The sequence below is a fragment of the Acidimicrobiia bacterium genome (genome assembly GCA_040881685.1).
GTDB lineage: Bacteria > Actinomycetota > Acidimicrobiia > IMCC26256 > PALSA-555 > SHVJ01.
Genome location: JBBECS010000015.1, coordinates 42,689 through 67,898 on the forward strand (window position 1 = coordinate 42,689; position 25,210 = coordinate 67,898).

Here is a 25,210-nt window from a genome sequence, read left to right on the forward strand (position 1 = left end):
TCCGTGTCCACCTGCACGGTCGCCGTCGACGCGATGGGTGGCGACCGAGCCCCGGGCGAGATCGTGGCGGGCGCGTTGCGCGGCGTCGACGAGCTGGGCATCCGAGTGCTGCTCGTCGGCCGCGAAGAAGAGGTCACGCCACTGCTGTCGAACCCGGCGCCGGCGGGTGTGTCGATCCTCGACGCGCGCGACGTGATCGCGATGGACGACGAACCAGCCGGTGCGGTGCGCAAGAAGAAGAACTCGTCTCTCGTGCGCTGCGCGCAGGCGGTGCGCGACGGGTTGGCCGACGCGATGGTGAGCGCAGGCAACACCGGCGCCGCGATGGCCGCCGCATTGCTCCGCATGGGGCGGGTGAAGGGCGTCTCCCGTCCTGCGATCGCGGTGGTGCTGCCGGTGCCCGGGCACGGCCACCAGATCCTCGTCGACGCCGGTGCCACGACGGACGTCTCGCCTGAATGGCTGGTTCAGTTCGCGCTCATGGGCCGTGAATACGCACGGGTGCGGCTCGGTGTGGAGGAACCGACCGTAGGTCTCCTCTCGATCGGCGAGGAGCCGAGCAAGGGTGACGAGCTGCGCAAGCAGGTGCACCCGCTTCTCTCGGCGATGCCCGGCTTCGTCGGCAACGTAGAGGGCCGCGACTTCATGCACGCCGGGACTGACGTGGTGGTCACCGACGGGTTCACCGGCAACGTCGCGCTCAAGAGCCTGGAAGGCGCGCTGCGCTCGCTCGCGAGCCTCGTATTCGGTGTGTTCGAGTCGTCGCCGGCGGCGAAGGCAGCCGGTGACGTGGTCATGCCGATGTTGCTCGAGGCGGCCGAGGCGTACGACCCCGATCTCACGGGTGGCGCGGTCCTGCTCGGCGTGAACGGGGTCTGCGTGATCTCGCACGGCGCCTCGTCGGAGACCGCGATCGTCAAGGCGCTCGGTGTCGCGGCCGATTGCGTTTCCGCAGACGTTCCGCAGCTCGTGCGCAAGGCGGTGGCGAATGCCGGCTGAGACGCACCTCGAGCGTGGCCCGCTTGGTTCCGAGGAAGTGCTCGCGCTGATCCGCGATCAGCTTTCCGAGATCCTCGAGATCGACGAGTCGCTCGTCGTGCGCGAGGCGCGCTTCGCCGAGGATCTCGCGGCCGACTCGCTCGCGCTCATCGAGTTGGTGGAAGCGCTCGAGCAGGAGCTGGGCGAGCGAACGGTGGGGTTCAGCGTGGACGACGAGGACCTCGCCGACCTCGCGACCGTGGGCGACGCGGTGGACTACATCGTTGCTCGGCTCGAGACAGGGAGCGCGGCGCCATGACGCGCGAGGACGAGCTCGTCCGGCTCGAAGGCGCCCTCGGCTACGAGTTCGAGGCGCGAGCCCATCTCGAAGCCGCGCTCGTCCATCGCTCGTACTGCGCTGAGCATGCAGAGGCGAGCCCGAACGAGCGGCTCGAGTTCCTCGGCGATGCCGTGCTCGGCCTGAGTGTCACCGACCACATCTTCGAGGTGTACCCGGAGCTTCCCGAAGGTGAGCTCACGAAGATTCGAGCGTCCGTGGTCAATGCCGAGGTGCTGGCGATCGTCGCCGCCGAGCTCGATCTCGGCAGCGCGTTGCTCTTGGCCAAGGGCGAAGACGCCTCGGGCGGACGTGCGAAGCCGTCGATCCTCGCCGACACCATGGAGGCCGTCATCGCCGCCGTGTACCTGGACGGTGGCCGCGAGTCTGCCGACCGCGTCGTGCTGGGGCTGCTCGGCGAGCGAATTCAAGAGAGTGCCGAAGGCCCTGGTCAGCGCGACGTGAAGACGCGTTTGCAAGAGCTCACCACGCAGCTCCTTGATGTTGTCCCGCGCTACGTCGTCACCGGCGATGGGCCTGACCACTCCAGGAACTTCTACGCCAAGGTGATGTTGCGCCGAGACTGCTACGGCGAGGGCGAAGGTCGCACCAAGAAGGAAGCCGAGAAGGCCGCGGCGCGCGCCGCATGGCAGCGACTGCAAGCGGAACAGTCCGGGGAGATGCCCGCGCTGGCGACCAGCGCAGCGAGAGAAGGAAACGATGCCTGAGCTACCGGAAGTCGAGGTCGTTCGACGAGACCTCGAGCGAGAGATCATCGGCAAGCGCGTGAAGGCCGTCGAGGTGGACGGCATGCGCTCCGTTCGCCGCCATCACAACCGGAAGCAGTTCATCAGCCGGCTCGAGGGCAAGAGGTTCATCAGCGTCGAGCGGCGCGGCAAGTACCTCCTGTGCCGCATCGAGGGGAACGACGTGCTCGTCATCCATCTCGGCATGTCGGGCCAGCTGCTCCGGGCAAAGACCGGGCGAGACGCCAAGGCCAAGCACACCCATGTGACGATCACGTTCACCCAGGGTGGCCAACTGCGCTTCATCGACCCGCGCACGTTCGGTGAGATGTTCGTGACCGAGGTCGACGCGCTCGCGCGGGTCAGCGAGCTGTCCCACCTCGGGATCGACCCGCTCGAGAACGCGATGTCCTGGGAGCAGTTCGGCAGCCTCATCACGAACAAGCACGCCAAGCTCAAGCCGCTGCTCATGGACCAGAAGTTCCTCGCCGGCATCGGCAACATCTACAGCGACGAGATCCTCTGGGGAGCGGGCTTGCGTTGGGATCGCATGAGCGACTCACTCTCCGCGCAGGAGGTGCGCCGCCTCTACCGGGCGATGGTCGAGACGCTCCAGGACGCCGTGAAGTACCGGGGGTCGTCACTCGCCGACATGCAGTACGTCGACCTGCACGGCAAGCCCGGCGAGTACCAGCTCCACCACAAGGTGTACGCGCACGACGGCGACTCGTGCCGTCGCTGTCGCCACGCGATCGTGCGCGAGCGCTACGGCGGTCGCTCCACCTACTACTGCGAGGCATGCCAGGTCTAGAGCCTTGGTCGCACTCGCTCGGCGCCCGGGTTACCCGGTCGCCGCCCTTCGGGCCGGTCGCCGCGTTGACTGAGCCGGATCGTGTTCGCCGGCACGTCTGGGTCGATGGGCGGGTGCAGAACGTGTGGTTCCGTGACGCGTGCCGACGCGAGGCGTTGGCGCAGGGCGTCGACGGCTGGGTCCAGAACCTCGGCGACGGCCGTGTGGAGGCCGTGTTCGAGGGGCCACCCGAGGCCGTCGCCGTGCTCGTCGCCTGGTGCCAGGACGGGCCTCCGCGTGCGCAGGTCAGCCGGGTCGAGGTCCGCGACGAGCTCTTGGGAGCCGAGGACGGGTTCGCGGTGCGCTGACCTGCCCTGACGCCGGGTGCTCGGCATTCACGAAGCCCCTCGGTACGATCCGCTCGTGAACGCGATCGCGAGCCAGAGCGAGCGCTCGCGTCGCAGGTACCCTGCGGCGCAGCGAGCGGGGCCCGAGCGGCCCGGCCCGCAGGGCCGAGAGCGGGACTGATGTTCCTCAAGTCGCTCACGCTGAAGGGCTTCAAGTCGTTCGCCGAGAAGACGACGCTCGACTTCGAGCCCGGCGTCACCGTGGTGGTCGGCCCGAACGGATCGGGCAAGTCCAACCTCGTCGACGCCGTGGCGTGGGTGCTCGGCGCCCAGGGCCCGCGCAGCCTTCGAGGCGGGAAGATGGACGACGTCATCTTCGCGGGCACACCGCAGCGCCAGGCCCTCGGGCGCTGCGAGGTCACGCTCACGATCGACAACACCACCGGCTTGCTCCCGATCGACTTCTCCGAGGTCACGTTCACGCGCACGCTGTTCCGCACCGGTGAGTCGGAGTACGCGCTCAACGGGGTGCCGTGTCGATTGCTCGACTTGCAGGAGCTGCTGTCCGACACCGGAATCGGTCGCCAGCAGCACGTGATCGTCGGTCAAGGACAGCTCGACACGATCTTGAACGCGTCGGCCTTCGACCGCCGCGGCATCGTCGAAGAAGCCGCGGGCATCCTGAAGTACCGCAAGCGCAAGGAGCGCGCCGAGCGGCGGCTCCTCACCACCGAAGGCAACCTGATCCGCCTCAATGACCTGCTGCGCGAGGTCAAGCGCCAGCTCACGCCCCTCCAGCGCCAAGCGGAGGCCGCGCAGAAGCACGGGAGCGTCGTCGGGGAGCTGCGGGCGATCAAGCTCCACTTGGCCGGCCACCAGATCGCTGGTTTCCAGACGCGCCTCGAGCGTCTGAACGACGAGCGGGCTGACCTCGCCACACGAGACGACGAGCTCCGAAGCCGTCTGCGCCAGCTCGACGACTCGGTGCTGGACGCAGAGCACTCGCTCACGGCACTCGGGGGCGATGGCGTCGCCGACTGGGTGGTGCGCGTCGAATCGCTGCGCGAGCGCGGGAGAGGTCTCGCGGCACTCGTCGGCGAGAAGCGTCGCGGTGTCCAGCGGGAGCTGACCGCCGCGGCCGACATGGGCGTCGCGGAGACCCTCGTTGCCGATCAGGTCGGGTTGCGCAACGAGCTCGAGACGCTCGACGCGCAGGTCGATGGGCTCACGCTGCCCGGCACCGATGCGCAGATCGCGGCAGACACGGCCGAGGAGACGCTGAGCGCGGCCGAGGATCGCTGGCGCGTCGCCGAAGGAGATGCGGCGCGCGCCCGCGCCCGCGCCGACGCCATGGAGCAGCAGCTGCGAGCGGCGCGCGCCGATGCCGCCACGGCGGAGCTGGACGCGATCGACGGTGTCGTTGGCCCGGTGATCGATCACCTCGAGATCGAGTCGGGTGCCGAGGCCGCCGTTGCCGCCGCGCTCGGCGAGGCGATGCGCGCCGTGGTCGTGCGCGCCGGCGACGCGGCGAGGTCGGCGGTCGAACGGCTGCATTCGGGCGACGCGCGCGCGCTCGTGCTCGTGGTCGATCCCGACCGCACGCCGTCCCTGCGCAGCGTTGATGCGCCGCCAGGCGCGCGCCCGGTGGTCGACCTCGTCCGCACGCAGGTTCCTGGTCTCGCCGAGGCGCTCGCGCGTCTGCTGGCCCGGTCGGTGCTCGTGGGAGACTGGCGCACCGCGCTTGACCTCGTGCTGGCTCGGCCCGATCTCGTCGCGGTGACCACCGACGGCGACCGGCTCGGTGGTGACGGCGTCTGGAACGTTGGAGGCGCGGCGGCCCCGGTCATTACCCAAGCCGCGCTCGACGAGGCGCTCGCGCGGGCCGCGGCGGCCGACGTCACGCGGGCCGAGGCCCAGCGAACGGTCGAGTCGGCCCGGGCCGCCCTGGCTGCGGCGCGCGCGGCGGAGCTGCGGCGGGCCGCGGTCGAAGAGCGCCGCGCCGTGCTCGCGGCGCGCCTCGGCGAGGTCGAGGCGAGGCTGGCGGCCCGCGACCCCGAGACCAACGCGGTGGCCGAGCGCCAGCGCGTGTCGCTGCTCGAGCGCGACGCCTCGTTCGCAACGCTGACGCGCCGGCTGGCCGACCATCGCGCCGCTGTGGACGCGCTCCACGATCGTGTGCGCGAACGGCGACGCCGGCAGGCCGACGCGGCACGCTCGTCGGCGGAGCAACTCGACTCCCTGCGCACCGAGCGTGCCGAGCTCGAGCGTGGGCTCGGCGAGGTCCGTGAGCGCCAGTCGCGCGCCGAGATCGATGACGCCGAGACGCGGATCAAGCTGGAGAGCTCGGTGGATGTGCTGCGCACCGAGTTCGACGTGGAGCCTGCCGCCGCGCTCGATGCGCCCGCGCCCGCGGTGCCGGAGGGCACCACGCTCGCGGGCCGTGCTCGCGAGCTCGAGCGCGAGGTGCGCTTGATGGGCCCGATCAACCCGCTCGCGCTGGAGGAGCACCGCGCTCTCGAAGAGCGCCACGAGTTCCTCTCCGGGCAGCTCGAAGACGTGCGCTCGAGTCGCAAGGAGCTCACGCGCGTCGTGCGTGCCGTGGACGCTGAGATCGTGAAGGTCTTCGAGCAGGCGTTCGCCGACGTGTCGGAGCACTACATGCGGCTCTTCGCCACGCTGTTCCCCGGCGGCCAGGGTCGACTCCTGCTCACTGATCCCGAGAACCTCCTCGAGACCGGGATCGAGATCGACGCCCGTCCGTTGGGCAAGAACGTCCGGCGGCTGTCGCTGCTGTCGGGTGGCGAGCGTTCACTTGCGGCGCTCGCGTTCCTGTTCGCGGTGTTCCGCGCCCGCCCGTCGCCCTTCTACCTGCTCGACGAGGTCGAGGCCGCGCTCGACGACGTGAACCTGCACCGGTTCCTCGATCTCGTCGACGAGTTTCGCGACGAAGCGCAGCTGGTGATCGTCACGCACCAGAAGCGCACGATGGAGGCTGGCGACATCCTCTATGGCGTCTCGATGCCGCCGGGCGGGTCGACCCGCGTCGTCTCGCAGCGCGTCAGCGACGTCGTCGAAGCCTGAGCGTGTTGCTGGGTGCGCTCCTCACGCAGGCCGCGGGGGAGAAGGTTGCGGCGTGCGGTCCCACCGCTGACCAGTCGTGGCTCTGCTCGACGGTCTACGAGATCACGGGCAACCGCGATGCCGCGGAGCTGGCCGACACGTTGGCGAGCCCGATCCGCATCGTCTTCATCGTCGGGCTCGCGGTGCTTGCAACCTGGTTCTCCCGCCGACTGATCCGGCGGCTCGCGCGGCGGGTGACGACGGCACCGCAGATCGGGCCCCTGTCCGGCGCCCGCCGCGCGCAACGTATCGAGACCATGACGCATGTGACGAGCAGCATCGTCACCGTCCTCATCTCCCTGATCGCGTTGTTCGTCGTGCTCGGCGAGATCGGCGTGGACATTGCGCCGCTGATTGCTGGTGCCGGCGTGATGGGCGTTGCGCTCGGGTTCGGAGCGCAGAGCATCGTGCGGGACTTCCTCTCCGGCTTGTTCATGGTGGGCGAGGACCAGTTCGGCGTGGGTGACGTGATCGATGTCGGCGGCGTCGTCGGGACGGTCGAGGGCTTCACGCTGCGGGTCACGCGGCTGCGCGACATCGAGGGGAGCGTCTGGCACGTGCCGAACGGCGAGATCAAGCGGGTGGGCAACCAGTCCCAGCAGTGGGCGCGCGCCGTGCTCGACCTCGCGGTCGCCTACGACACCGACATCCCGCAGGCCACCACGTTGATCGAAGAGGTGGTCGGCGCGATGTGGCATGACCCCGAGTGGACTCCGCAGATGCTGTCGGAACCTGAGGTGTGGGGTGTCGAGGCGTTCGTGCCCGAGGGTCCCGTCATCCGCACCGTGGTGAAGACCAAGCCGCACGAGCAGTGGAGGATCGCGCGCGAGATGCGCGCTCGCATCCTGGCGGCGTTCGACGAGGCCGGCATCCAGATCCGCCGGTAAGGAGCGGAGCGGAGCCGTGCTCGGATGAGCGGGACGGCGGAGCGAAGCGACCCGGGAATTAGGATCAAACCAGCGATGAAGCGCGGACGTGAACGCAAGAGCCGTCCGAAGCTGCGCGACCGCATGTCTCGCACGCGCGCTGGATTCGGGCGGCTGCGCGGCCGCGGGGCACTCAGCGATGAGCTGTGGGAAGACCTCGAGGAGACGTTGCTCCTCGCCGACGTCGGTCTCCCGACCACCGCCGTGCTCCTCGAGCAGGTGAAGGCGCGCGCCGCGGCCGACAAGGTTCGCGACGCGGATGCGCTCCCGGCGCTGCTGGAGCACGAGATCACCGCGGTCATGAGCCCCGACGCTGACCGCACGCTGCATCGCGCCCCGACCGGGCCGAGCGCTTGGCTCCTCGTGGGGGTCAACGGGGTGGGGAAGACGACGACGATCGCCAAGCTCGCGGCGCAGGAGATCGAGGACGGCAATCGAGTCGTGCTCGCGGCTGCCGACACCTTCCGCGCCGCGGCGGCAGACCAGCTCGCGCATTGGGCCGACGAGCTCGGTGTTCACCTCGTGCGCGCGCAGGAAGGTGCTGACCCTGGGTCGGTCGCGTTCGATGCCGTGGAGGCTGCGGCATCGCGTGGTGCCGACGTGGTTCTTGTGGACACCGCCGGCCGCCTCCACACCAAGGCCAACTTGATGGCCGAGCTCGGGAAGATCGTGCGCGTGGTCGAACGGACGCCTAGTGGGCTGCACGAGGTGCTGCTGGTGTTGGACGCGACGACCGGCCAGAACGGGTTGACGCAGGCGCGCGACTTCACCGAAGCGGTGGGCATCACGGGCGTAGTGCTGACCAAGCTCGACGGCACCGCCAAAGGCGGCATCGTGATCGCGATCGAGCACGAGCTCGGCGTGCCGGTGAAGCTCGTGGGCATCGGCGAAACGCCCGACGATCTCGTGCCGTTCGACCCTGCCGAGTTCGCCGCCGCGCTCGTGCGTGATGACACCGACTCGGGCGGGGAGTGATGTTCGACACCCTCGCCGATCGCTTCGAGGGCATCTTCCGCCAGTTGCGCGGCAAGGGTCGCCTCTCGGATGCCGACGTCGACGCGGTGGCACGCGAGATCCGCCTCGCGCTTCTCGAAGCCGACGTGCACGTGAGCGTGGTCAAGCAGTTCGTTCGTCGCGTGAAGGAGCGCGCCGTTGGCGAAGATGTCACGAAGAGCCTCAGCCCCGGGCAGCAGGTGATCAAGATCGTCCACGAGGAGCTCACCGCGACCCTGGGTGGCGCCGCCGGCAAGCTCCAGGGCGGTTCGCGTTCGCCGTCGGTCGTGATGCTCGCCGGGCTCCAAGGGTCGGGGAAGACCACCGCCGCAGCGAAGCTCGCCCGTCATCTGGAGCGTGACGGTAAGAAGGTGTTGCTCGTGGCGGCCGACCTCCAGCGGCCGGCGGCCGTCGAGCAGCTGCGTGTGTTGGGTGAGCGCGTCGGAGTTCCGGTCTTCGCGGAGCCGACCGACCCGGTGTCCGTCGCTCAGGCTGGTGTGGAGGAGGCGCGTCGCCTGGGATGCGGTGTCGTGGTCCTCGACACGGCCGGTCGCATCCAGGTCGACAGCGAGCTCATGGACGAGCTCGCGCGCATGCGGGACGCGGTCGATCCCGACGACGCGCTGCTCGTGCTCGACGCGATGACCGGCCAGGAAGCCGTGAACGTGGCCGAGACGTTCGCCGCAACGATCGCGCTCACCGGTGTGATCTTGACGAAGCTCGACGGCGACGCGCGTGGCGGGGCTGCGCTCTCGGTGAAGGAGGTGACCGGGCTCCCGATCGTGTTTGCCGGCGTCGGCGAGAAGCTCGACGCCTTCGAGCCGTTTCATCCCGACCGGATGGCGAGCCGCATCCTCGGCATGGGCGACGTGCTCACGCTCATCGAGAAGGCCGAGGCCACGTTCGACGCGGAAGAGGCGGCCAAGACCGAAGAGAAGCTGCGCAAGGGCGAGCTCACGCTCGAGGACTTCCTCGATCAGATGCGCCAGATGAAGAAGATGGGGCCGATTCAGAACATCATCGGGATGCTCCCTGGCATGCCCAAGGAGCTACGCGACGCCGACATCGACGAAGGCGAGCTCGGTCGGGTCGAAGCGATCATCTGCTCGATGACCCCGGCCGAGCGGCGAGACCCGTCGCTCATCAACGGATCACGCCGGAAGCGCATCGCCACCGGCAGCGGCACGACCACCGCGCAGGTCAACGCGGTGCTCAAGCAGTTCAAGGCCGTGCAGCAGATGATGAAGCAGTTCACGCGGCCGGGGAAGAAGGGCCGCCGGGGTGGCATGGCGATGCCAGGAATGCCAGGGATACCCCAGGGACTCTGAATCGCGTATCGTTCAGCGATGCTGATGCTGAGGTTCGCGCTGCGGGTCGTGCTCTTCTTCTTGGCCTTGGGGATCGTCATCGGGATCGCGACACCGGAGACGGGGCCGACCGAAAAGATCGTGCTCGTGTTCATGCTCGTCGGCGTGTTGGCCGCCGGCATCCCCGCCGGCCGCATCGGTGTTCGTCACACGCAGTGGGGCGGGCTCGCCGACTGAGTCGCGACCGGCTGGGAGGCGATCCGGCCATCTTCGCTAGGCTGCCCTCTCTGCGCACACGTGCCTGACGTCTGCGCCTTGATCGATCGAATCCTGTTGGACGTTTTGGAGAGGAAACACCGCTCGTGGCCGTGAAGATCCGCTTGATGCGGGTAGGGAAGACCAAGCAGCCCACCTATCGCGTGGTCGTGGCCGACGAGCGGTCGCCCCGCGATGGGCGGATCATCGAGACGATCGGCCACTACGGCCCCCGGGAAGACCCGTCGTACTTCGACCTCGACAACGAGAAGGCCCTGAAGTGGCTGCGCCAGGGTGCGCAGCCGAGCGAGCAGGTGCAGAAGCTGCTCACCGTCCACGGCGTGTGGGCCACCTTCGAGGCCGAGAAGGGCCGCAAGCCCGACACCAAGCTGAACCGCCGGGGTTTCCTCACCGGCAAGAACGTGACGCCGAAGCGCAAGAAGAAGGAAGTCCCGGAAGCCGCGGCACCTGCGGCCGACGCGCCCGCAGCCGAGGCGCCCGCCGCAGAAGCACCGGAGGCAGAAGCCGCGCCCGTAACCGAAGCCGCGCCAGCTACGGAAGCAGCGCCCAAAGCGGAAGCTGCAGCGCCCGAGCCGGAGGCGGCTGCCGAAGCGCCGGCCGCCGCGGCCGACGAGAGCGCGGAGGACGCGAGCGAATGATCGACGAAGACGACGACAACATCGGCAACCGGATCGACGACAACGAGTTCGAGGACGACGACGACGACCTCGACGACGACGTCGAGATCGGCGCCGAAGGTAACCGCATCACCGGCACGCGCGCACGCGCGGTCGTCGAGCACGTGGCCCGCTCGTTGGCGGACGACCCCGACGCGATTGAGGTCGACCTCTCGGAGCGCCGCGGCGAGGTCATGTTGCTCGTGCACGCCAACCCTGACGACATGGGCAGGCTCATCGGCCGTCGGGGACGGGTCATCCAGGCGATGCGCCAGGTGGCGCGCGCCGCGGGCGCGGCCGAAGGCATCAAGGCGACGGTCGACGTCGCGGAGTAGCGCCGCAACGGGCATGCCCGACGAGGCGCCGGAACGGTTGGAGGTCGGGCGAATCGGCCGACCGCGCGGCTTGCGGGGCGACGTGACGGTCATGCTCGTCACCGACCGCAATGAGCGCATGGAACCGGGCGCGCATCTCTTTGCCGGTGATTACACGATCGTCGTCGAATCATCCCGGCGCCATCGCGCCGGATGGGTCGTGCACTTCGCCGGGGTCGACGACCTCGCTGGCGCGGAAGCACTGCGGGGCCTGGTGCTCTCGGCCGAGCCACTCGACGCCGGTGACGACCCCTGGGTGCACGACCTCATCGGCTGCGAGGTGCGAGACACGGCCGGGCGCGCGCTCGGGACCGTGACCGCGGTGGAGGCCAATCCCGCCCACGACCTGCTGGTGCTCGAGGGCGGAGCGCTCATTCCGATGCCGTTCGTAGTCGAGCACACCCCCGGCCTGGTCGTCATCGATCCGCCCGAAGGTTTGCTCTGATGCGCATCGACGTCTACACGGTGTTCCCCGAGTACCTCGACGGCGCGCTCGCGGCGTCACTGCTCGGCAAGGCGCGTGCCGCGGGCGTCCTCGACGTTCGCTTGCACGACCCGCGCGACTGGGCGACCGACGCGCACCGCAGCGTGGACGACACGCCGTTCGGCGGTGGAGCGGGCATGGTCATGACACCCGAGCCGCTGTTCGCCGCGGTGGAGGCGACCGAGCCGGAGCGGCCGCTGTTCCTGCTCTCGCCGAGCGGTCGTCGCTTCGATCAGCCGTTGGCGCGCAGCCTCGCCGGCGGTGCGGGTTTCTCGCTCGTGTGCGGGCGCTACGAAGGCGTCGACCAGCGCGTCGCCGATCATCTGTGCGACGACGAGCTCTCGGTCGGTGACTATGTGCTCGCCGGCGGCGAAGCCGCGGCGCTCGTCGTGATCGAAGCCGCCGCGCGTCTCGTACCCGGCGTCATTGGGAACGACGAGTCGGCCGAGCACGAGTCGTTCGGTGAACACCAGGGCCTGCTCGAGGAGCCGCAGTACACGCGCCCAGCGGAGTTCCGGGGCTGGTCGGTGCCCGAGGTCCTGCGGTCCGGCGATCACGCGCGGATCGACCGGTGGCGTCATGCCCAGGCCTTGCACCGGACCAAGGCCCGCCGCCCCGACCGCTTCCCCGCGGTGCTCACCCCCGAGGACGAGGCCGCGCTCGAGGAGTTCCCCCAGGAAGACGGCGCCTGAACCCACGGCGCCAAGCGAGCAGGCCCCCGCTACGATGGGTTCCCCGTCCGGCGAGTCTTGGAGATGTCGATGAATGCCACCGACCTGGTCGATGCCGCCCGGGTCCGCACCGACATCCCCGACTTCGCGCCCGGCGACACCCTCAAGGTGAGCGTGCGAGTGGTGGAAGGTAACCGCGAGCGGATCCAGGTGTTCCAGGGTGTGGTGACGCGGCGCAAGGGAAGCGGAGTCCGTGAGACGTTCACGGTTCGCAAGATCAGCTTCGGGGTGGGCGTCGAGCGCACCTTCCCGGTCCACTCGCCGATCCTCGCCAAGATCGAGGTGGCAAACCGCGGCGACGTGCGGCGAGCGAAGCTCTACTACCTGCGCGACCGGATCGGGAAGGCCGCCAAGGTCAAGGAAAAGCGCGTTTGACCCGAGGACCCGCGTCGTCGTGAGCTCCGAAGACCTGGAGCGCTACGAGACCGAGATCGAGCTCCAGCTGTACCGGGAGTATCGCGACGTTCTCCCGATGTTCGCGTACGTCGTCGAGACGGAGCGGCGCTTCTATCTCGCCAACGGCGTCGAGGTGCACACCGAGAACGAGGGTGGTCAGCCGTACTTTTGCATCGAGCTGACCGACGCGTGGGTGTGGGACATGTACCGGCCCGCTCGCTTCGTGGCCAATGTGCGCGTGCTCAGCTTCAAAGACGTGAACATCGAGGAGCTCGCGGGCAAGGACCTCTAGCCGGGTGAGCCGCGATCCTCGCCGGGCGCTCGGTGCGTCGGGAGAGGACCTCGCGGCCCGGTGGTATGCCAAACGTGGCTACCTGCTGCTCGACCGGAACTGGCGCTGCCGCGAGGGTGAGCTCGATCTGGTGCTCTCGGCCAAACGGACCGTTGTGTTCTGCGAGGTCAAGACGCGTCGCAGTGACGCATTCGGTGCGCCGTTCGAGGCGGTCACGCCGACCAAGCAGCGGCGCTTGCGGGGGCTCGCGGCCCGCTGGCTCGACGAGCACCCGCAGCGAGGCGTCGATCTCCGCTTCGACGTGGCGTCGGTGTACGCGCCCCGTGGTGAGGCGCCGCGCGTCGAGGTGATCGAAGCGGCCTTCTAACGCCGTTTCGTGCGAGCCGAGCGTTGCCAGCACGACGTGTGCCAGTGTCGGCGATCGTCGGGTGCGCGGCGTGGAACCACAACGGTGTGCCCTTCGCCGGGTCGGATCTCGTGGTCGCACCCGGGGCAGCGGTAAGCCTTGACCGCTTCGTACGGTTGCACGCGGCGGACGTCGACGCCGTCATCGGCGTCATCGGGGAACTCGTGGTCCGCCACCTCGGCGACTATCCGAAGAACGCCCAGGCCAACAGCGCGGCGATCACCAACAGCCCGGCGGCGACGATCGCCGCGTCACCGGAGTGCTTCACGCGCGCCCGGAACGGGTTGTAGCCCACGGCGGTACGGTAGCGGCACGGAGATGCAACGGAGGCGTGGCCGGACGGCCGGGACGCCGGAGTGGAATCGACCCGAGATGAAGTCGCTGAAGACCTTGCTCGTCGATCGTGACGACCACGGCGTGGTCACGATCACGATGAACCGTCCCGAGAAGAAGAACGCGATGAGCCCGGAGATGACGACGGAGCTCACGCACCTGCTCGACGAGATTGCCGACTCGCGCGATGACCGGGTGCTCGTGCTCACCGGCGCCGGCGACGCGTTCACGTCGGGTGCCGACCTCACGCCTGGCAAGGGCAGCGACAAGGAAAAGGGTTTCGGCACCGGTGGTGCGGGCACCGCACTGCACGGCATGCGCCGACTGGGCCGGTTGGTCCTGCGCCTGCACGACCTGCCGAAGCCGACGATTGCCGCGGTCAACGGGGCCGCAGTCGGTGCGGGGTGCAACCTGGCGCTCGGCTGCGACCTCATCATCGCGTCCGACGCCGCACGCTTCTCCGAGATCTTCGCCCGCCGCGGACTGTCGCTCGACGGCGGCGGCTCGTGGTTGTTGCCGCGACTCATCGGCCTGCACAAGGCGAAGGAGCTTGCCTTTCTGGCCGAGATCATCTCGGCCGAGGAAGCCGAGCGCTACGGCATCGTGAACCGTGTCGTCCCCGCTGGCGATCTCGAGGAGGTGGTCACCGAGTTGGCCCGCAAGATCGCCGCGCAACCGCCGATCCAGATCTCCATCACCAAGAAGCTGCTCAACCAGTCGTCGTCGGTGTCGATGGCCGAGGCCGTCGAGTTCGAGGACGTCGCCCAGACCCTCGCCTTCTCGTCACGCGACACCGCCGAAGCGATGGCGGCTTTCATCGAGAAGCGCGACCCCACGTTCATCGGGGAGTAGCTCGTCAGCGCGGCCAGATCGCGCCTTGGGCGCGGTCGATCCAGCCGGTGCGCTCGAGCTCGAACAACGCGACGGCGACGCGTTCTGGAGTGAGAGCCGCGCGACTCGCGAGCTGGTCTGGGGTTGCCGCGTCGCCCCCGAGTGCGCGGAGCAACGCGGCGCCGTCGGACCCTGGTGTAGGGCGCGCCGGCGCCCGGAGCGCGGGGGCACTCCCGTCCGAAAGGCCGAGCGCGACGAGCAGGTCACTCCACTCGAGGAGCGGTTGGGCGCCATCGGCGATGAGCTCGTTCGTGCCGTGCGCGGCGGGGTTGCGTCGGGATCCCGGCACCGCGAGCACCGTGCGGCCGTACTCGAGCCCGTACTGCGCGGTGATGCGCGCGCCGCCCTTCAGGGTGGCCTCGACGACGACGACCACCTCGGCGAGCGCGGCGATGATGCGGTTGCGCACTGGGAAGCGCCAACGCTCCGGACGAGCACCGAACGCGGCTTCACCGACGACGATCCCGGCGGCGCGCACCCGCTCGTACAGCGATCGGTGGCGACGCGGGTATTCGATGTCAACCCCGGTCGCGACGACACCCACCGTGAGCCCGCCGGCGGCGAGTGCTCCTTCGTGCGCCGCCGCGTCGATGCCGATGGCCATGCCGCTCACGACCGTGATGCCGACCGCGCCCAGATAAGCACCGAGCTCGCGCGCGTCCGTCAGGCCGTGAGGCGAAGCCGCGCGAGTGCCCACGATTGCCACGCGGCGCGCCGCGAGCGCATCCGGCCGTGCCCCCTCGGCGAGGAGCACCGAAGGACGGTCGGGAACGGGATCATCGATCGGATAGTCGGGAGCGCCATCGACCCACACGAACGTCCCGCGCCGTGCAAGTCGCAACGCCATGCCATCCGCGTCGACCGAGCTCCGCCAGTCGCGAGCAAGAGCGATGCGGCTCGACATCATCGGGGTGCCGCGTTCCGCCGAGAGCTCGGCATCGGCTGCGCGACCCTCACGGACTGCGACGAGGGCCTGCCGAACGCTCCCGAAATGATCAACAAGTGCGCGCAGGCGGCCCGGTGTCATCTTCGGAAGGCACGCCAGCGTGGCCGCGGCCACCTCTCGGCTTGGTTCGGTCATGGCACGTCTTCGCGCAGCAGGGCGGCCCAGAGCACGTGGGCTTCCCGGACATCAGGTGAGTCGTCGAGGTCGGCCAGCGTGCGCGCCACGCGACGGATACGCGCCGCACCGCGACCAGTCATGCCTCGAAGCTCCGCCTGCGCCCGCCATGCGGCGAGCGCCTCCGGACTGAGAGGGACGAGCCGCTCGAGTGCTCCCGCCGGAATGTGGCCATTGGTTCGCCACGGCGTGCCCGTGAGACGCGCGTGCTGACGAGCTACCGCGCCCGTCACGCGCTCGCGAACCGCTTGGGAGGACTCACCGGTCGAGTCGACGGCTTCGGGAGGACGCACGGCGAGCCGGAGATCGAAGCGGTCGAGCAATGGAGCCGAGAGTCGGCGCCGGTAGCGAGCCCGTTCACGCTCGCCGCATGCACATCCGGGCGGGCCGAGGCCACACGGGCACGGATTCGTGCACGCGACGAGCAGGAAGTCCGCGGGAAACGTGAGTGTGATCGGCTGGCGCGCGATCCGCACGACCCGCTCTTCGAGGGGCTGCCGGAGCGCGTCGAGTGCACTCGGGGGGAACTCGCCCAGCTCGTCGAGGAAGAGCACGCCACGGTGGGCGAGCGTGACCTCGCCCGGGTTCGGGCGACCGGCCCCACCCCCGACGAGCGCGGGCACCGACGCCGTGTGATGCGGCGCGCGCACGGGTGGTCGGCGCATGAGCCCGCGAGGGGCGCGGCCAGCGACGGAGTGGATGCGGGTGGCTTCGAAGGCTTCGTTGTCGCCCAAGGCGGGCAGGATCGTGGCGAGCCGACGGGCCAGCATCGTCTTGCCGGCGCCGGGCGGTCCGGTGAGGAGCAGGTGGTGGTGGCCAGCAGCGGCGACCTCGAGCGCGCGTCGCGCCCAGGCCAGACCACGCACGTCGGCCAGGTCAAGCGGTTCGGCATCGAAGGGCTCGTCATCGTCGCCACGCGCGGGAGGCGGCGGGGGATCGGGCCAGGCCGCTTCACCCTTGAGGCAGGCGCGCAGCTCCCTGAGCGAACGCGCGACCCGAACCTGTACACCGCGCGCGAGCGCAGCCTCTGCGGCATCGGCGTCGGGGACGATGACCGTGGCAACGCCGATGTGCACGAGTGCATCCACGAACGCGAGCGTGCCGGGGACCGATCGGACCGACCCGTCGAGTCCGAGCTCGCCGACGACGCCGACGCCGTCGAGCACACCAGCAGGCAGCTCGTCGGCACCGAGCAGCAACCCGAGCGCGACCGCGAGCTCGAGGCCGGCGCCCGTCTTGCGTACACCGCCTGGCGCGAGGTTGACGGTGATGCGTTGCTGGGGCCACGGCAAGTCCGAAGACAGCAGGGCGGCGCGCACTCGCTCGCGTGATTCGCGAACCGCCGTATCGGGGAGCCCGACCAGGTGATACGCGGGCAGCCCCGCGGACACGTGGACCTCGACCGTGACGATCTGCCCCTCGACACCGAGCAGCGTGGCGCTGACCACCGACGCGAGCACCGCGACCTCCAACGGAGAGCCGGTGCGAGCGCACCGGACCGGGCTGGCAGGTCGTCAACCGCGACCGCGACGGGTGGAAGGCACCGTATGAGCCGGGTGTGACAGCACCGATCTCGGGCGCAGCGAGGCAGGTGGTGGTGTGGGAGGCCACGTTGAGTGGCTACCGTTTGCGGATGCCCTGGGATGTTGATGGCTATCTGGCCACGCTGGGCGGCAGGAGCCCCCACACCCAACGGGCCTACGAGCACGACGTTCGTGAGTTCGTGGGCTGGGCCGAGCGGGGTGGCTGCCCCGAGCCGGTGAACGCCGACCGCCGAGCACTGCGCCGATACCTCGCCTTTCTGGGCACTCGGGGTTTCGCCCGTCGCTCGGTCTCGCGCAAGGCGGCCGCGGTCCGGGCCTACCTCCGGCACCTCCACCGCCAGGGCGTGTTGCCCACGGATCCGGGCCGCGCCCTGCGCGCGCCGCGTGGCGACGCCCGGCTGCCGCGGGTCCTGCGGGCCGAGGAGGCCGCCGCGCTCCTCGACGGTGCCGGCGCGCGGGTCGACCTGCCCGACACGCTCGACGATCCGCTCGCCGCCGCGCTCGCGCGCCGTGACGTCGCCGTCCTCGAGGTCCTCTACGGCGCCGGGCTGCGCGTGAGCGAGTGCTGCGGTCTGAAGATCGAGGACTGCGATCTCCGGGCCGGGCTCGTCACCGTGCTCGGGAAGGGTGGCCGCGTCCGGCGCGTCCCGATCGGCGAGCCCGCGCGCGACGCAGTCACTGACTGGCTCAGTCGCGGCCGAGCCGTGCTGGCAACACCCGACTCACCGCCCGACGCGGTGTTCCTCGCGCGCCGAGGCGGTGCACTCTCCACGCGTGAGTCGCATCGCATCGTCGCCGCGCAGCCCACAGGCACGCGCGGCAAGCTCCATCCCCATGCACTTCGGCACGCGTATGCGACGCACCTCCTCGAGGGCGGCGCCGACCTGCGTGCGGTGCAGGAGCTGCTTGGTCATGCCGACCTGGCCACCACGCAGATCTACACGCACGTGACCCGCGACCGCCTCCGCGCCGTCTACGACGAAAGCCATCCCCGTGCCTGACGATCCGGAGACGACCGCGCTCGTCAACGACCTCTGGCAGGTCTACAAGAAGGGCGGCACGACCGCGGCTCGCGAGCGCCTGATCATCCACTACTCGCCGCTCGTGAAGTTCGTCGCCGGCCGCGTTGCCTCCGGGCTCCCACAGAACATCGAGCAGACCGACCTCGTGAGCTACGGGATCTTCGGGCTCATCGACGCCATCGACAAGTTCGAGCCCGAGCGCGGCTTCAAGTTCGAGACGTACGCGATCGCTCGCATCAAGGGCGCGATCATCGACGAGCTCCGCTCCATCGACTGGGTGCCGCGCTCGGTGCGGGCTAAGGCCCGTGCGGTGGAGCGCGCCTACTCCGAGCTCGAGAACGAGCTGCGCCGGAACCCGCAGGACTCCGAGGTGGCCGCGAAGCTCGGGCTCTCCGAAGACGAGTTCGGCCAGACGCTGTCGCAGATCTCGTTCACCGGTCTGGTCGCGCTCGACGAGCTGATCGGTGGCGGTAGTGGCGATGGCGGGGGTGGTTCCACGCTGGGCGACACGATCTCGGACGGTGGCCACAACCCGGTCGAGGCGTTTGAAGTCGACGAGATGAAGCACCTGCTCGCCGACCTGATCAACCGGATGCCCGACCGCGAACGTCTCGTCCTCACCCTCTACTACTACGAGGCGCTCACCCTGGCGGAGATCGGCCAGGTGCTCGGTGTCACCGAGAGCCGCGTGTGCCAGATCCACACCAAGGCGATCCTCCAGCTGCGCGCCCGTCTGGCCGACCCCGCGTAGGCGCCCAGAAAACCCCGCTCGACCTCTTCCCATTCGTCGCGCGCGCCACTACGGTGCGCTCGCACTTCCTTTGGCTTCCCCGCCCGTGCTCTAGCTCCGGGGGAGGCCGATGCCACCGCCTCGTTCGTTGGGTTGGCGCGTGCGGTGGCTCGCCTTCGCCACCCTCGTCGCAGTCGTTGCCACCGCACTGCCAGACGCGCCGGCCGGCGCTGACAGCTCGACTTGGGCTCCGCCGGTGCCTGGCGCCGTTGTTCGTCCGTATGTCGAGCCGCTCGCTCGTTTTGCGTCGGGCCATCGAGGCGTCGACTTCGCCGCCCCGGCCGGCACCGAAGTTCGCGCCGCGAACGACGGCCGCGTCACGTTCGCTGGCACTGTCTCGGGCTCGCTCCATGTCGTGGTCGAGCACGCGGGCGGCATTCGCACGTCGTACTCGTTCCTCGCTCGCATCGAAGTCGACGAAGGAGCCGCGGTGCGCCGCGGCGAGACGCTCGGGATCGCCGGTGGGAGCGGGGGCGGTCACCGCCCCGGCGCCTTGCACTTCGGTACCCGGATTGGTGATCGCTACTTCGACCCGATGCTCCTCTTCGGACCGACGGATCTCACCGAGCTGGTGCGTCTCGTTCCTTCTGGGGTGCGTGTTCCATCCGACGAGACGTTCATCTGGCGCGAGCTCCAGGACGACGGCGACGACTGCGCGGGCGGCATCCCGCTGGTGGAACAGCTGTGCGACGCGGGGGAGGCGGTCGTTGGGGTCGTCGGCGAACGTGCCCGAGAGCTGTGGGAGCAGGTCGAGGACTTGGTCGACCTGGGGCTTGCCGCGCTGCGGACGGTCGTGGAGGCGACCCGTGAGCTGGTCGAGCGGGTCGAGCGCGTCGCGCGCGACGTCCTCCAGACGCTGCGCGATGTGGCCAACAAGGTTGAACGCGCCGTCGAGGAGCTGGCCACCAAGATCGCCAACGGCGCGATCGCGGTCTTCAACGCCGTCGTCGAGGCAGGACGGAAGCTGTACGAACAGCTCACGTCGTGTCCACAGCCACCGCCGCGAGCGCACTCGAAGGGTTCGGGAAACGTCGCCGTCGCGGTTGGTGGTCTCGGCAGCTGGAGGCGGCGTCAGCAGCCGGACGCGCATGGCGATGCATACGACGAGAAGTTCCAGACCCGCTGGCGGATGCTCGGCTACGACCGCGACGAGGTCGAGTACTTCTCCTACCGGCCCGGGTCACGGACGTATGGCCCGAAGGACACCTTGAGCGATCTTCACGCGCAGGCGCGGTCGCTCGGGCGTCAGATCCAGGAGCAGGCACGTGCACATCCGGGCACGGCCATCGACCTTGTGGGCCACTCGCAGGGCGGGCTCGTCATCGACCTGTTTCTGACCGACGTCTACGGCGGCCACGAGGATGAATACCCACCAATCGACAACGTCGTGACGTTCGGTTCACCGCACGAAGGCACGCCCATCGCCGATCTCGGGCAGCAGATCAGCGATCACATGTTTGCCGGACCGATCGTGAGGTTGCTCGACCCGACCGACATCATCGGCGCGGAGTCCGTCGAGCAGATGACGTCGGACTCGGAGACGATCAAGAAGCTCTGGGACGCCGGCGAGGCTCCGGAGGACATTCGATTCATCTCGATCATCGGTTCCGAGGATCCGATCGTGCCGTCCAACCGTGCCGACGTGCCGGGTGCGACGAAGGTCGTCGTACCGGCCGGCGCCCCGCTGTGGCCTGATGACCATTCGGCAGTGCTTCGCGATGACGACGCGATCAGCGCCGCGCAGGCACATCTGAGCGGACGCGCACCGGCCGACTCCTGCGGCTTGTTCACCGATGTCGGCGGCTGGCTCTACACGGAGCTCGTCGACAAGGTCAACGAGAGGATCTCGTTGACGCCCGGCGGCACCGCACATCCCTACAACCCGGAGTACTGGCGATCATGAGCGCTCACCTTCACCGATTTGGCACGTTCCTCACGCTGTTCGTGGTGGTCGTCGTGCTCGCGGGACACCCCGCGGCACGCGCCGCGGAGCCGACGCTCGATGAAGGTTGGCAATCTTCCGGACCTATCGAACCGCAGTCGCTCGCGGCCGACGCGCAGGGCGCGGTGGCGCTCGGACGCACAGGTGAAGTCGTCGTCGTCGACGCCGCTGGCCTCGAGCGATGGCGGCGGACCATCGTGGCTGACGTCGACTTCGGCCCAGTTGCTATCGGCGCCGACCTCGTGGTCGTCACCGTCGACGACGAAGGACTGATCGCGTTCGAGCGGGCGTCGTCGGAGGGCCGGTGGGAGCACCTGGCTGCGGGTGCGCGCGACGTCGCCGTCGGCGCCACCTCCGACGGCACGAGCGCGGTTGCGGTCGTGAGTGACCTCGGAGTCCTCGAACTCGTGGATGGTGCGACGGGGACCGTGCGCTGGACGGCTGCGTTCCCGATCGCCGACGCGATCATTGCCGCGCGCACGTGGGTCGTCGGCGAACGCGTTGTGCTCTTCTGGACCGACGATGCCGGTGCTCATGTGCGGGCGTTCACCTCAGACGGCGGTAGTGAGAGCTGGGGGAGTGATTTCCCAGAGTCCTCGTCGATGGCCGCGGTCAGCGACGAGTCGGTCACGATCGCGGAGAACTTGCGGATTGACCGGCGCGAGCGGGTCGTGACCGAGATCCGCCACTTGGCAGTCCTGGATGGGAGCGAGCTCTGGGCGCGTCGCTCGCGCAGCAGGTCCCCGTACTCGAGCGGACTGGAAACCGTGGCGGCTCCACAGGGGATCGCGTTGGTGGACCTGGCTGGGAAGGTGACGGTGCTCGACCCGAGCACGGGGAAGGTGCGCTGGAAGATGGCGACCGGCCTCGTGCAATTCGAGGCCGAACCCCACGTCGTCGGCGAGGTGTTCGCCATGACGACCTACGGCACAGGGATCATGTTGGCCAACATGGCCGACGGCGACGCGATCTCCACCGATGCGCTCGACCCGACCCAGACCGCAGCGACCATCGAGGCGAGCGCCGCGGCCGGCGATCACCTTTATCTCCTCGTCTCGCGGTTGTGGGGCGACCCTGAGATCTGGATGCTGCAGGCCGGCCCCGCCTGAGAACCGGCTCGAGACCCCCACTACACTGACTCCTCGACTCGGACCTTGGTCCGGGATCTCACACGCTCGCAGCAACTCTCAGGTCGTCGTCGCCCTCGGGCCTCGGCGCCAGCGGGCGGATGTACAACTTGAGGAGTCCCTCGTGGCTGTCGTCACCATGAAGCAGCTTCTGGAGGCCGGGGTCCACTTCGGTCACCAGACGCGCCGTTGGAACCCGAAGATGCGTCGCTTCATCTTCGGTGAGCGCAACGGCATCTACATCATCGATCTCCAGCAGACGCTCGAGCGCATCGACACTGCCTTCCGCTTCATCCGCAAGACGGTGGAGGACGGCGGCACGGTGCTGTTCGTGGGCACGAAGAAGCAGGCCCAGGAGCCCGTGCAGAGCCAGGCCGACCGGTGCGGCATGCCGTACGTGAACTACCGGTGGCTCGGCGGCATGCTCACGAACTTCCAGACCGTGCACGCCCGCGTGTCCAAGCTCCACGAGCTCGACCGCATGGTGACGTCGGGCGAGACCGAGCAGATGATCAAGAAGGAAGGCCTGAAGGTCAAGCGCGAGCGAGACAAGCTCCAGCGCAACCTCGGCGGCATCACCCGCATGGAGAAGCTCCCCGACGCGGTGTTCGTGATCGACACCAAGAAGGAGCACATCGCGGTCACCGAGGCGAACCGGCTCGGCATCCCCGTCATCGCGGTGGTGGACACCAACTGTGATCCCGACATCATCGACTTCGTGATCCCCGGCAACGACGACGCGATCCGTTCAGCCACGCTCATGAGCCGCATCGTCGCCGACGCGGCCGACGAGGGCCGCCTGCTCGCGCAGCGCAAGGCCGGCCCGGCCAAGCCGGCGAAGGCCGACACGCCCAAGGCGCCGCCACCAAAACCCCTTGACCCCGAAGAGGCGGCGCGCAAGGCCGAGGAGCAGAAGCAGGCGCGTGATGCGGCCGCGGCTGCGCAGGCCGAGCGCGAGGCGAAGCTCAAGGCATCCAAGAAGGACGCGCCGCCCGACGACGCGCCGGCGGAAGCCGCAGCGGAGCCCGAGGCGGCAGTGGCTGACGAACCAGCTCCTGACGAGACGGCGGCGGCCACCTGATGGCCGAGTTCACTGCCGCGGACGTCGCGGCGCTGCGCAAGGCGACGGGTGCCGGGATGATGGACTGCAAGACGGCGCTCACCGAGAGCAACGGCGACATGGACGCAGCCAAGGACTGGCTGCGTACCAAGGGCCTGTCCGGATCCGGGCGAGCGCGCGCGGCCAACGACGGGGCGGTCGAGGTGATCGTCGATGGCAACGTGGGCGCGCTCGTCGAGCTCACGGCGGAGACCGACTTCGTGGCCAAGGGCTCCGTGTTCACGGACACGGTCACCAAGCTGGCGCGCCTCGCGGTCGAAGAGGCCAAAGAGGAGATCGCCAAGCTCGACTTCGAAGACGCGACGGTCGAGGAGCACATCACCCAGCTCGCAGCCAAGCTCGGCGAGAACATCGGTCTTGGGCGCGTCGTGGTGTACGAGTCCGCCGACGGTCTCATCGACGGCTACAAGCACATCCAGACCGGGCGCGGCACGATCGGCGTGCTCATGGAGCTCGCCGGCGTCGATCCCACTGACGCCAAGGCCAAGGAAGTCGCCCACGACATCGCGCTGCACGTGGCCTCGGCCGCGCCGCGCTGGACGACCCGCGACGAGGTGCCGGCCGACGTGGTCGAGAAGGAGCGGGCGGTGCTCGAGGAGCTCACCCGCAACGAGGGCAAGCCCGACGCTGCGATCCCGAAGATCGTGGAGGGCCGCATCGGCGGCTTCTACAAGGAGAACGTGCTGCTCGAGCAGGCCTTCGTGCGTGACTCCAAGACGACGATCGGCAAGCTGGTGGAGGGTCTGGGCAAGGACGCCACCGTGCGCCGATTCGCGCGAGTGAAGGTCGGCGAGGACTGATCCGTGGCGCCCAAGAGCCAGTACCGACGAGTGGTGCTGAAGCTCTCGGGTGAGGCGTTCGCCGACACCACCATCGGCTACGGCATCGACGCCAAGGTCGTGCAGCGCATCGCCGACGAGGTGGCCAGCGCGCGCAGCGATCTCGGGGTGGACATCGCCGTCGTCGTGGGTGGCGGCAACATCTTCCGCGGCATGAGCGGGGCCAAGCGAGGGATGGACCGGGCCCGCGCCGACTACATGGGCATGCTCGCCACGGTCATCAACGCGCTCGCACTCCAGGACGCGCTCGAGGCGGCAGATCAGCCCACGCGGGTGCAGACCGCCATCGCGATGGCCCAGGTGGCCGAGCCGTTCATCCCGCTGCGTGCGATCCGTCACATGGAGAAGGGGCGCGTGGTCGTCTTTGCCGCCGGCACCGGCAACCCCTACTTCACCACCGACACCACCGCAGCCCTGCGCGCCGCGGAGATCGGCGCCGAGGCGATCCTGAAGGGCACCCACTCGGGTGTTGACGGCATCTACACGGCCGACCCCCGGAGCGATCCCAAAGCAGTGAAGCTGACCGAGGTGAGCCACTTCGAGGTCCTGAACCAACGGCTCGAGGTGATGGACTCGACCGCGATCACGTTTTGCATGGACAACGCGCTCCCGATCATCGTGTTCGACGTGATGGAGCCGGGAAACATCGCACGGGCGCTCCTCGGCGAGCCGATCGGCACGATCGTGCACACTGCGGTCTGAGACGCGGGAGACTCGCCCCATGGCCGACAACGAGCTCACCGACATGGTCGTGGAGGATTGCCACGACAAGATGCGCAAGGCGATCGAGCACCTCAAGGGGGAGTTCGGCGCGGTGCGCACCGGGCGCGCCAGCGCGGCGCTCGTGGAGAAGCTGATGGTGGACTCCTACGGCGCGATGGTGCCGCTCCAGCAGCTCGCCGGGTTCAGCGTGCCCGAACCGCGCCTGCTGGTGATCTCGCCGTACGACAAGAACAACATCAAGGGCATCGAGAAGGCGATCAACACCAGCGACCTCGGGGTGAACCCCAGCAACGACGGCGCGGTGATCCGCCTCTCGTTCCCGCAGCTCACCGAGGAGCGCCGCAAGGAGCTCGTGAAGGTGGTGAAGAACCGGGCCGAGGAGGGCCGGGTGGCGGTGCGCAACATCCGCCGGGAGGCTCGCAAGGATCTGGAGGCACTCCAGAAGGACGGCGACCTCTCCAAGGACGATCTGGAGCGCGTCGAGAAGGAGCTCGAGAAGCACACCCACCAGGTGGTGGCCGAGGTCGACGACCTCCTCGCGCACAAGGAGCGAGAGCTGCTCGAGGTGTAGCGAGCCGCTTGGAGCGACCCATGGGGAGG

29 protein-coding genes are annotated in these 25,210 nt (G+C 69.1%); 26 read left to right on the top strand and 3 right to left on the bottom strand.

Features of this window, described 5'->3' with window-relative positions; genetic code table 11:
- Positions 1-3: 3 nt before the first annotated feature.
- The 17 genes from plsX (at position 4) to WEE69_03725 (ending at position 13,120) form a co-directional block, all read left to right on the top strand.
- Complete coding sequence (plsX, locus tag WEE69_03645; GenBank protein MEX1144381.1) at positions 4-999, top strand: phosphate acyltransferase PlsX; 996 nt, start codon at positions 4-6, stop codon at positions 997-999.
- Positions 989-1,297: an acyl carrier protein gene (locus tag WEE69_03650; GenBank protein ID MEX1144382.1), complete on the top strand. Its 309-nt coding sequence runs from the start codon at positions 989-991 to the stop codon at positions 1,295-1,297. Before plsX ends, WEE69_03650 begins: the two co-directional genes overlap by 11 nt.
- Positions 1,294-2,043, top strand: coding sequence for a ribonuclease III (gene rnc, locus WEE69_03655; protein ID MEX1144383.1), 750 nt, complete (start codon positions 1,294-1,296; stop codon positions 2,041-2,043). Before WEE69_03650 ends, rnc begins: the two co-directional genes overlap by 4 nt.
- A complete protein-coding gene (gene mutM / locus WEE69_03660; GenBank protein MEX1144384.1) occupies positions 2,036-2,872 on the top strand; it encodes a bifunctional DNA-formamidopyrimidine glycosylase/DNA-(apurinic or apyrimidinic site) lyase in 837 nt (278 codons plus the stop codon). Before rnc ends, mutM begins: the two co-directional genes overlap by 8 nt.
- 65 nt (positions 2,873-2,937) lie before the next feature.
- Positions 2,938-3,219, top strand: a complete 282-nt coding sequence (locus WEE69_03665; protein MEX1144385.1) for an acylphosphatase — start codon at positions 2,938-2,940, stop codon at positions 3,217-3,219.
- Between the two features lie 159 nt (positions 3,220-3,378).
- The gene (locus WEE69_03670) at positions 3,379-6,279 is read left to right on the top strand and encodes an AAA family ATPase (GenBank protein ID MEX1144386.1); all 2,901 of its coding nucleotides are present in this window, start codon (positions 3,379-3,381) and stop codon (positions 6,277-6,279) included.
- A 5-nt stretch (positions 6,280-6,284) separates the two neighbouring features.
- Positions 6,285-7,205 (top strand): mechanosensitive ion channel domain-containing protein, encoded by a 921-nt coding sequence (locus WEE69_03675; GenBank protein ID MEX1144387.1) that lies wholly within the window; start codon positions 6,285-6,287, stop codon positions 7,203-7,205.
- A gap of 75 nt (positions 7,206-7,280) precedes the next feature.
- On the top strand, positions 7,281-8,219 hold the full coding sequence (ftsY, locus tag WEE69_03680; GenBank protein MEX1144388.1) for a signal recognition particle-docking protein FtsY: 939 nt from the start codon (positions 7,281-7,283) through the stop codon (positions 8,217-8,219).
- Positions 8,219-9,565, top strand: a complete 1,347-nt coding sequence (gene ffh / locus WEE69_03685; GenBank protein MEX1144389.1) for a signal recognition particle protein — start codon at positions 8,219-8,221, stop codon at positions 9,563-9,565. The genes ftsY and ffh overlap by 1 nt, the downstream gene beginning before the upstream one ends.
- An 18-nt stretch (positions 9,566-9,583) precedes the next feature.
- Complete coding sequence (locus WEE69_03690; protein ID MEX1144390.1) at positions 9,584-9,781, top strand: hypothetical protein; 198 nt, start codon at positions 9,584-9,586, stop codon at positions 9,779-9,781.
- A gap of 125 nt (positions 9,782-9,906) precedes the next feature.
- The gene (gene rpsP, locus WEE69_03695) at positions 9,907-10,458 is read left to right on the top strand and encodes a 30S ribosomal protein S16 (protein ID MEX1144391.1); all 552 of its coding nucleotides are present in this window, start codon (positions 9,907-9,909) and stop codon (positions 10,456-10,458) included.
- The gene (locus WEE69_03700) at positions 10,455-10,811 is read left to right on the top strand and encodes a KH domain-containing protein (protein ID MEX1144392.1); all 357 of its coding nucleotides are present in this window, start codon (positions 10,455-10,457) and stop codon (positions 10,809-10,811) included. The genes rpsP and WEE69_03700 overlap by 4 nt, the downstream gene beginning before the upstream one ends.
- A gap of 13 nt (positions 10,812-10,824) precedes the next feature.
- Positions 10,825-11,295, top strand: coding sequence for a ribosome maturation factor RimM (rimM, locus tag WEE69_03705; protein ID MEX1144393.1), 471 nt, complete (start codon positions 10,825-10,827; stop codon positions 11,293-11,295).
- Positions 11,295-12,026, top strand: a complete 732-nt coding sequence (gene trmD, locus WEE69_03710; protein MEX1144394.1) for a tRNA (guanosine(37)-N1)-methyltransferase TrmD — start codon at positions 11,295-11,297, stop codon at positions 12,024-12,026. Before rimM ends, trmD begins: the two co-directional genes overlap by 1 nt.
- Positions 12,027-12,095: 69 nt before the next feature.
- The gene (rplS, locus tag WEE69_03715; GenBank protein ID MEX1144395.1) at positions 12,096-12,440 is read left to right on the top strand and encodes a 50S ribosomal protein L19; all 345 of its coding nucleotides are present in this window, start codon (positions 12,096-12,098) and stop codon (positions 12,438-12,440) included.
- Positions 12,441-12,459: 19 nt separating this feature from the next.
- Positions 12,460-12,753, top strand: coding sequence for a DUF2469 domain-containing protein (locus WEE69_03720; protein MEX1144396.1), 294 nt, complete (start codon positions 12,460-12,462; stop codon positions 12,751-12,753).
- A gap of 4 nt (positions 12,754-12,757) precedes the next feature.
- Entirely contained in the window at positions 12,758-13,120 is a 363-nt protein-coding gene (locus WEE69_03725; GenBank protein MEX1144397.1) for a YraN family protein, read from the top strand.
- On the opposite strand, the gene WEE69_03730 is transcribed toward WEE69_03725, so the two are convergent.
- Positions 13,117-13,347: a hypothetical protein gene (locus WEE69_03730; GenBank protein MEX1144398.1), complete on the bottom strand. Its 231-nt coding sequence runs from the start codon at positions 13,345-13,347 to the stop codon at positions 13,117-13,119. The two genes, WEE69_03725 and WEE69_03730, sit on opposite strands and share 4 nt — an antisense overlap.
- A gap of 184 nt (positions 13,348-13,531) precedes the next feature.
- On the opposite strand from WEE69_03730, the gene WEE69_03735 reads away from it, so the two are divergent.
- Positions 13,532-14,344, top strand: coding sequence for an enoyl-CoA hydratase-related protein (locus WEE69_03735; GenBank protein ID MEX1144399.1), 813 nt, complete (start codon positions 13,532-13,534; stop codon positions 14,342-14,344).
- Between the two features lie 4 nt (positions 14,345-14,348).
- Here WEE69_03735 and dprA read toward each other — a convergent pair whose 3' ends face one another.
- Together dprA and WEE69_03745 are read right to left on the bottom strand one after the other, a co-directional pair.
- Complete coding sequence (gene dprA / locus WEE69_03740) at positions 14,349-15,464, bottom strand: DNA-processing protein DprA (GenBank protein MEX1144400.1); 1,116 nt, start codon at positions 15,462-15,464, stop codon at positions 14,349-14,351.
- The gene (locus tag WEE69_03745; GenBank protein ID MEX1144401.1) at positions 15,461-16,975 is read right to left on the bottom strand and encodes a YifB family Mg chelatase-like AAA ATPase; all 1,515 of its coding nucleotides are present in this window, start codon (positions 16,973-16,975) and stop codon (positions 15,461-15,463) included. Before WEE69_03745 ends, dprA begins: the two co-directional genes overlap by 4 nt.
- Before the next feature lie 86 nt (positions 16,976-17,061).
- Here WEE69_03745 and WEE69_03750 point away from each other — a divergent pair, with 86 nt between their 5' ends.
- The 8 genes from WEE69_03750 (at position 17,062) to frr (ending at position 25,181) form a co-directional block, all read left to right on the top strand.
- Complete coding sequence (locus WEE69_03750) at positions 17,062-18,048, top strand: tyrosine-type recombinase/integrase (protein ID MEX1144402.1); 987 nt, start codon at positions 17,062-17,064, stop codon at positions 18,046-18,048.
- Positions 18,041-18,820 carry an RNA polymerase sigma factor WhiG gene (whiG, locus tag WEE69_03755; GenBank protein ID MEX1144403.1) on the top strand — a complete coding sequence of 260 codons (780 nt, stop codon included), beginning with the start codon at positions 18,041-18,043 and terminating at the stop codon, positions 18,818-18,820. Before WEE69_03750 ends, whiG begins: the two co-directional genes overlap by 8 nt.
- Positions 18,821-19,055: 235 nt before the next feature.
- On the top strand, positions 19,056-20,762 hold the full coding sequence (locus WEE69_03760; protein ID MEX1144404.1) for a peptidoglycan DD-metalloendopeptidase family protein: 1,707 nt from the start codon (positions 19,056-19,058) through the stop codon (positions 20,760-20,762).
- Complete coding sequence (locus WEE69_03765; protein MEX1144405.1) at positions 20,759-21,910, top strand: PQQ-binding-like beta-propeller repeat protein; 1,152 nt, start codon at positions 20,759-20,761, stop codon at positions 21,908-21,910. The genes WEE69_03760 and WEE69_03765 overlap by 4 nt, the downstream gene beginning before the upstream one ends.
- A gap of 142 nt (positions 21,911-22,052) precedes the next feature.
- The gene (gene rpsB / locus WEE69_03770) at positions 22,053-23,009 is read left to right on the top strand and encodes a 30S ribosomal protein S2 (GenBank protein ID MEX1144406.1); all 957 of its coding nucleotides are present in this window, start codon (positions 22,053-22,055) and stop codon (positions 23,007-23,009) included.
- A complete protein-coding gene (gene tsf, locus WEE69_03775) occupies positions 23,009-23,848 on the top strand; it encodes a translation elongation factor Ts (GenBank protein MEX1144407.1) in 840 nt (279 codons plus the stop codon). The genes rpsB and tsf overlap by 1 nt, the downstream gene beginning before the upstream one ends.
- Before the next feature lie 3 nt (positions 23,849-23,851).
- Positions 23,852-24,589 carry a UMP kinase gene (gene pyrH / locus WEE69_03780; protein ID MEX1144408.1) on the top strand — a complete coding sequence of 246 codons (738 nt, stop codon included), beginning with the start codon at positions 23,852-23,854 and terminating at the stop codon, positions 24,587-24,589.
- 19 nt (positions 24,590-24,608) lie between these two features.
- Entirely contained in the window at positions 24,609-25,181 is a 573-nt protein-coding gene (gene frr, locus WEE69_03785) for a ribosome recycling factor (GenBank protein ID MEX1144409.1), read from the top strand.
- Positions 25,182-25,210 lie beyond the last annotated feature (29 nt).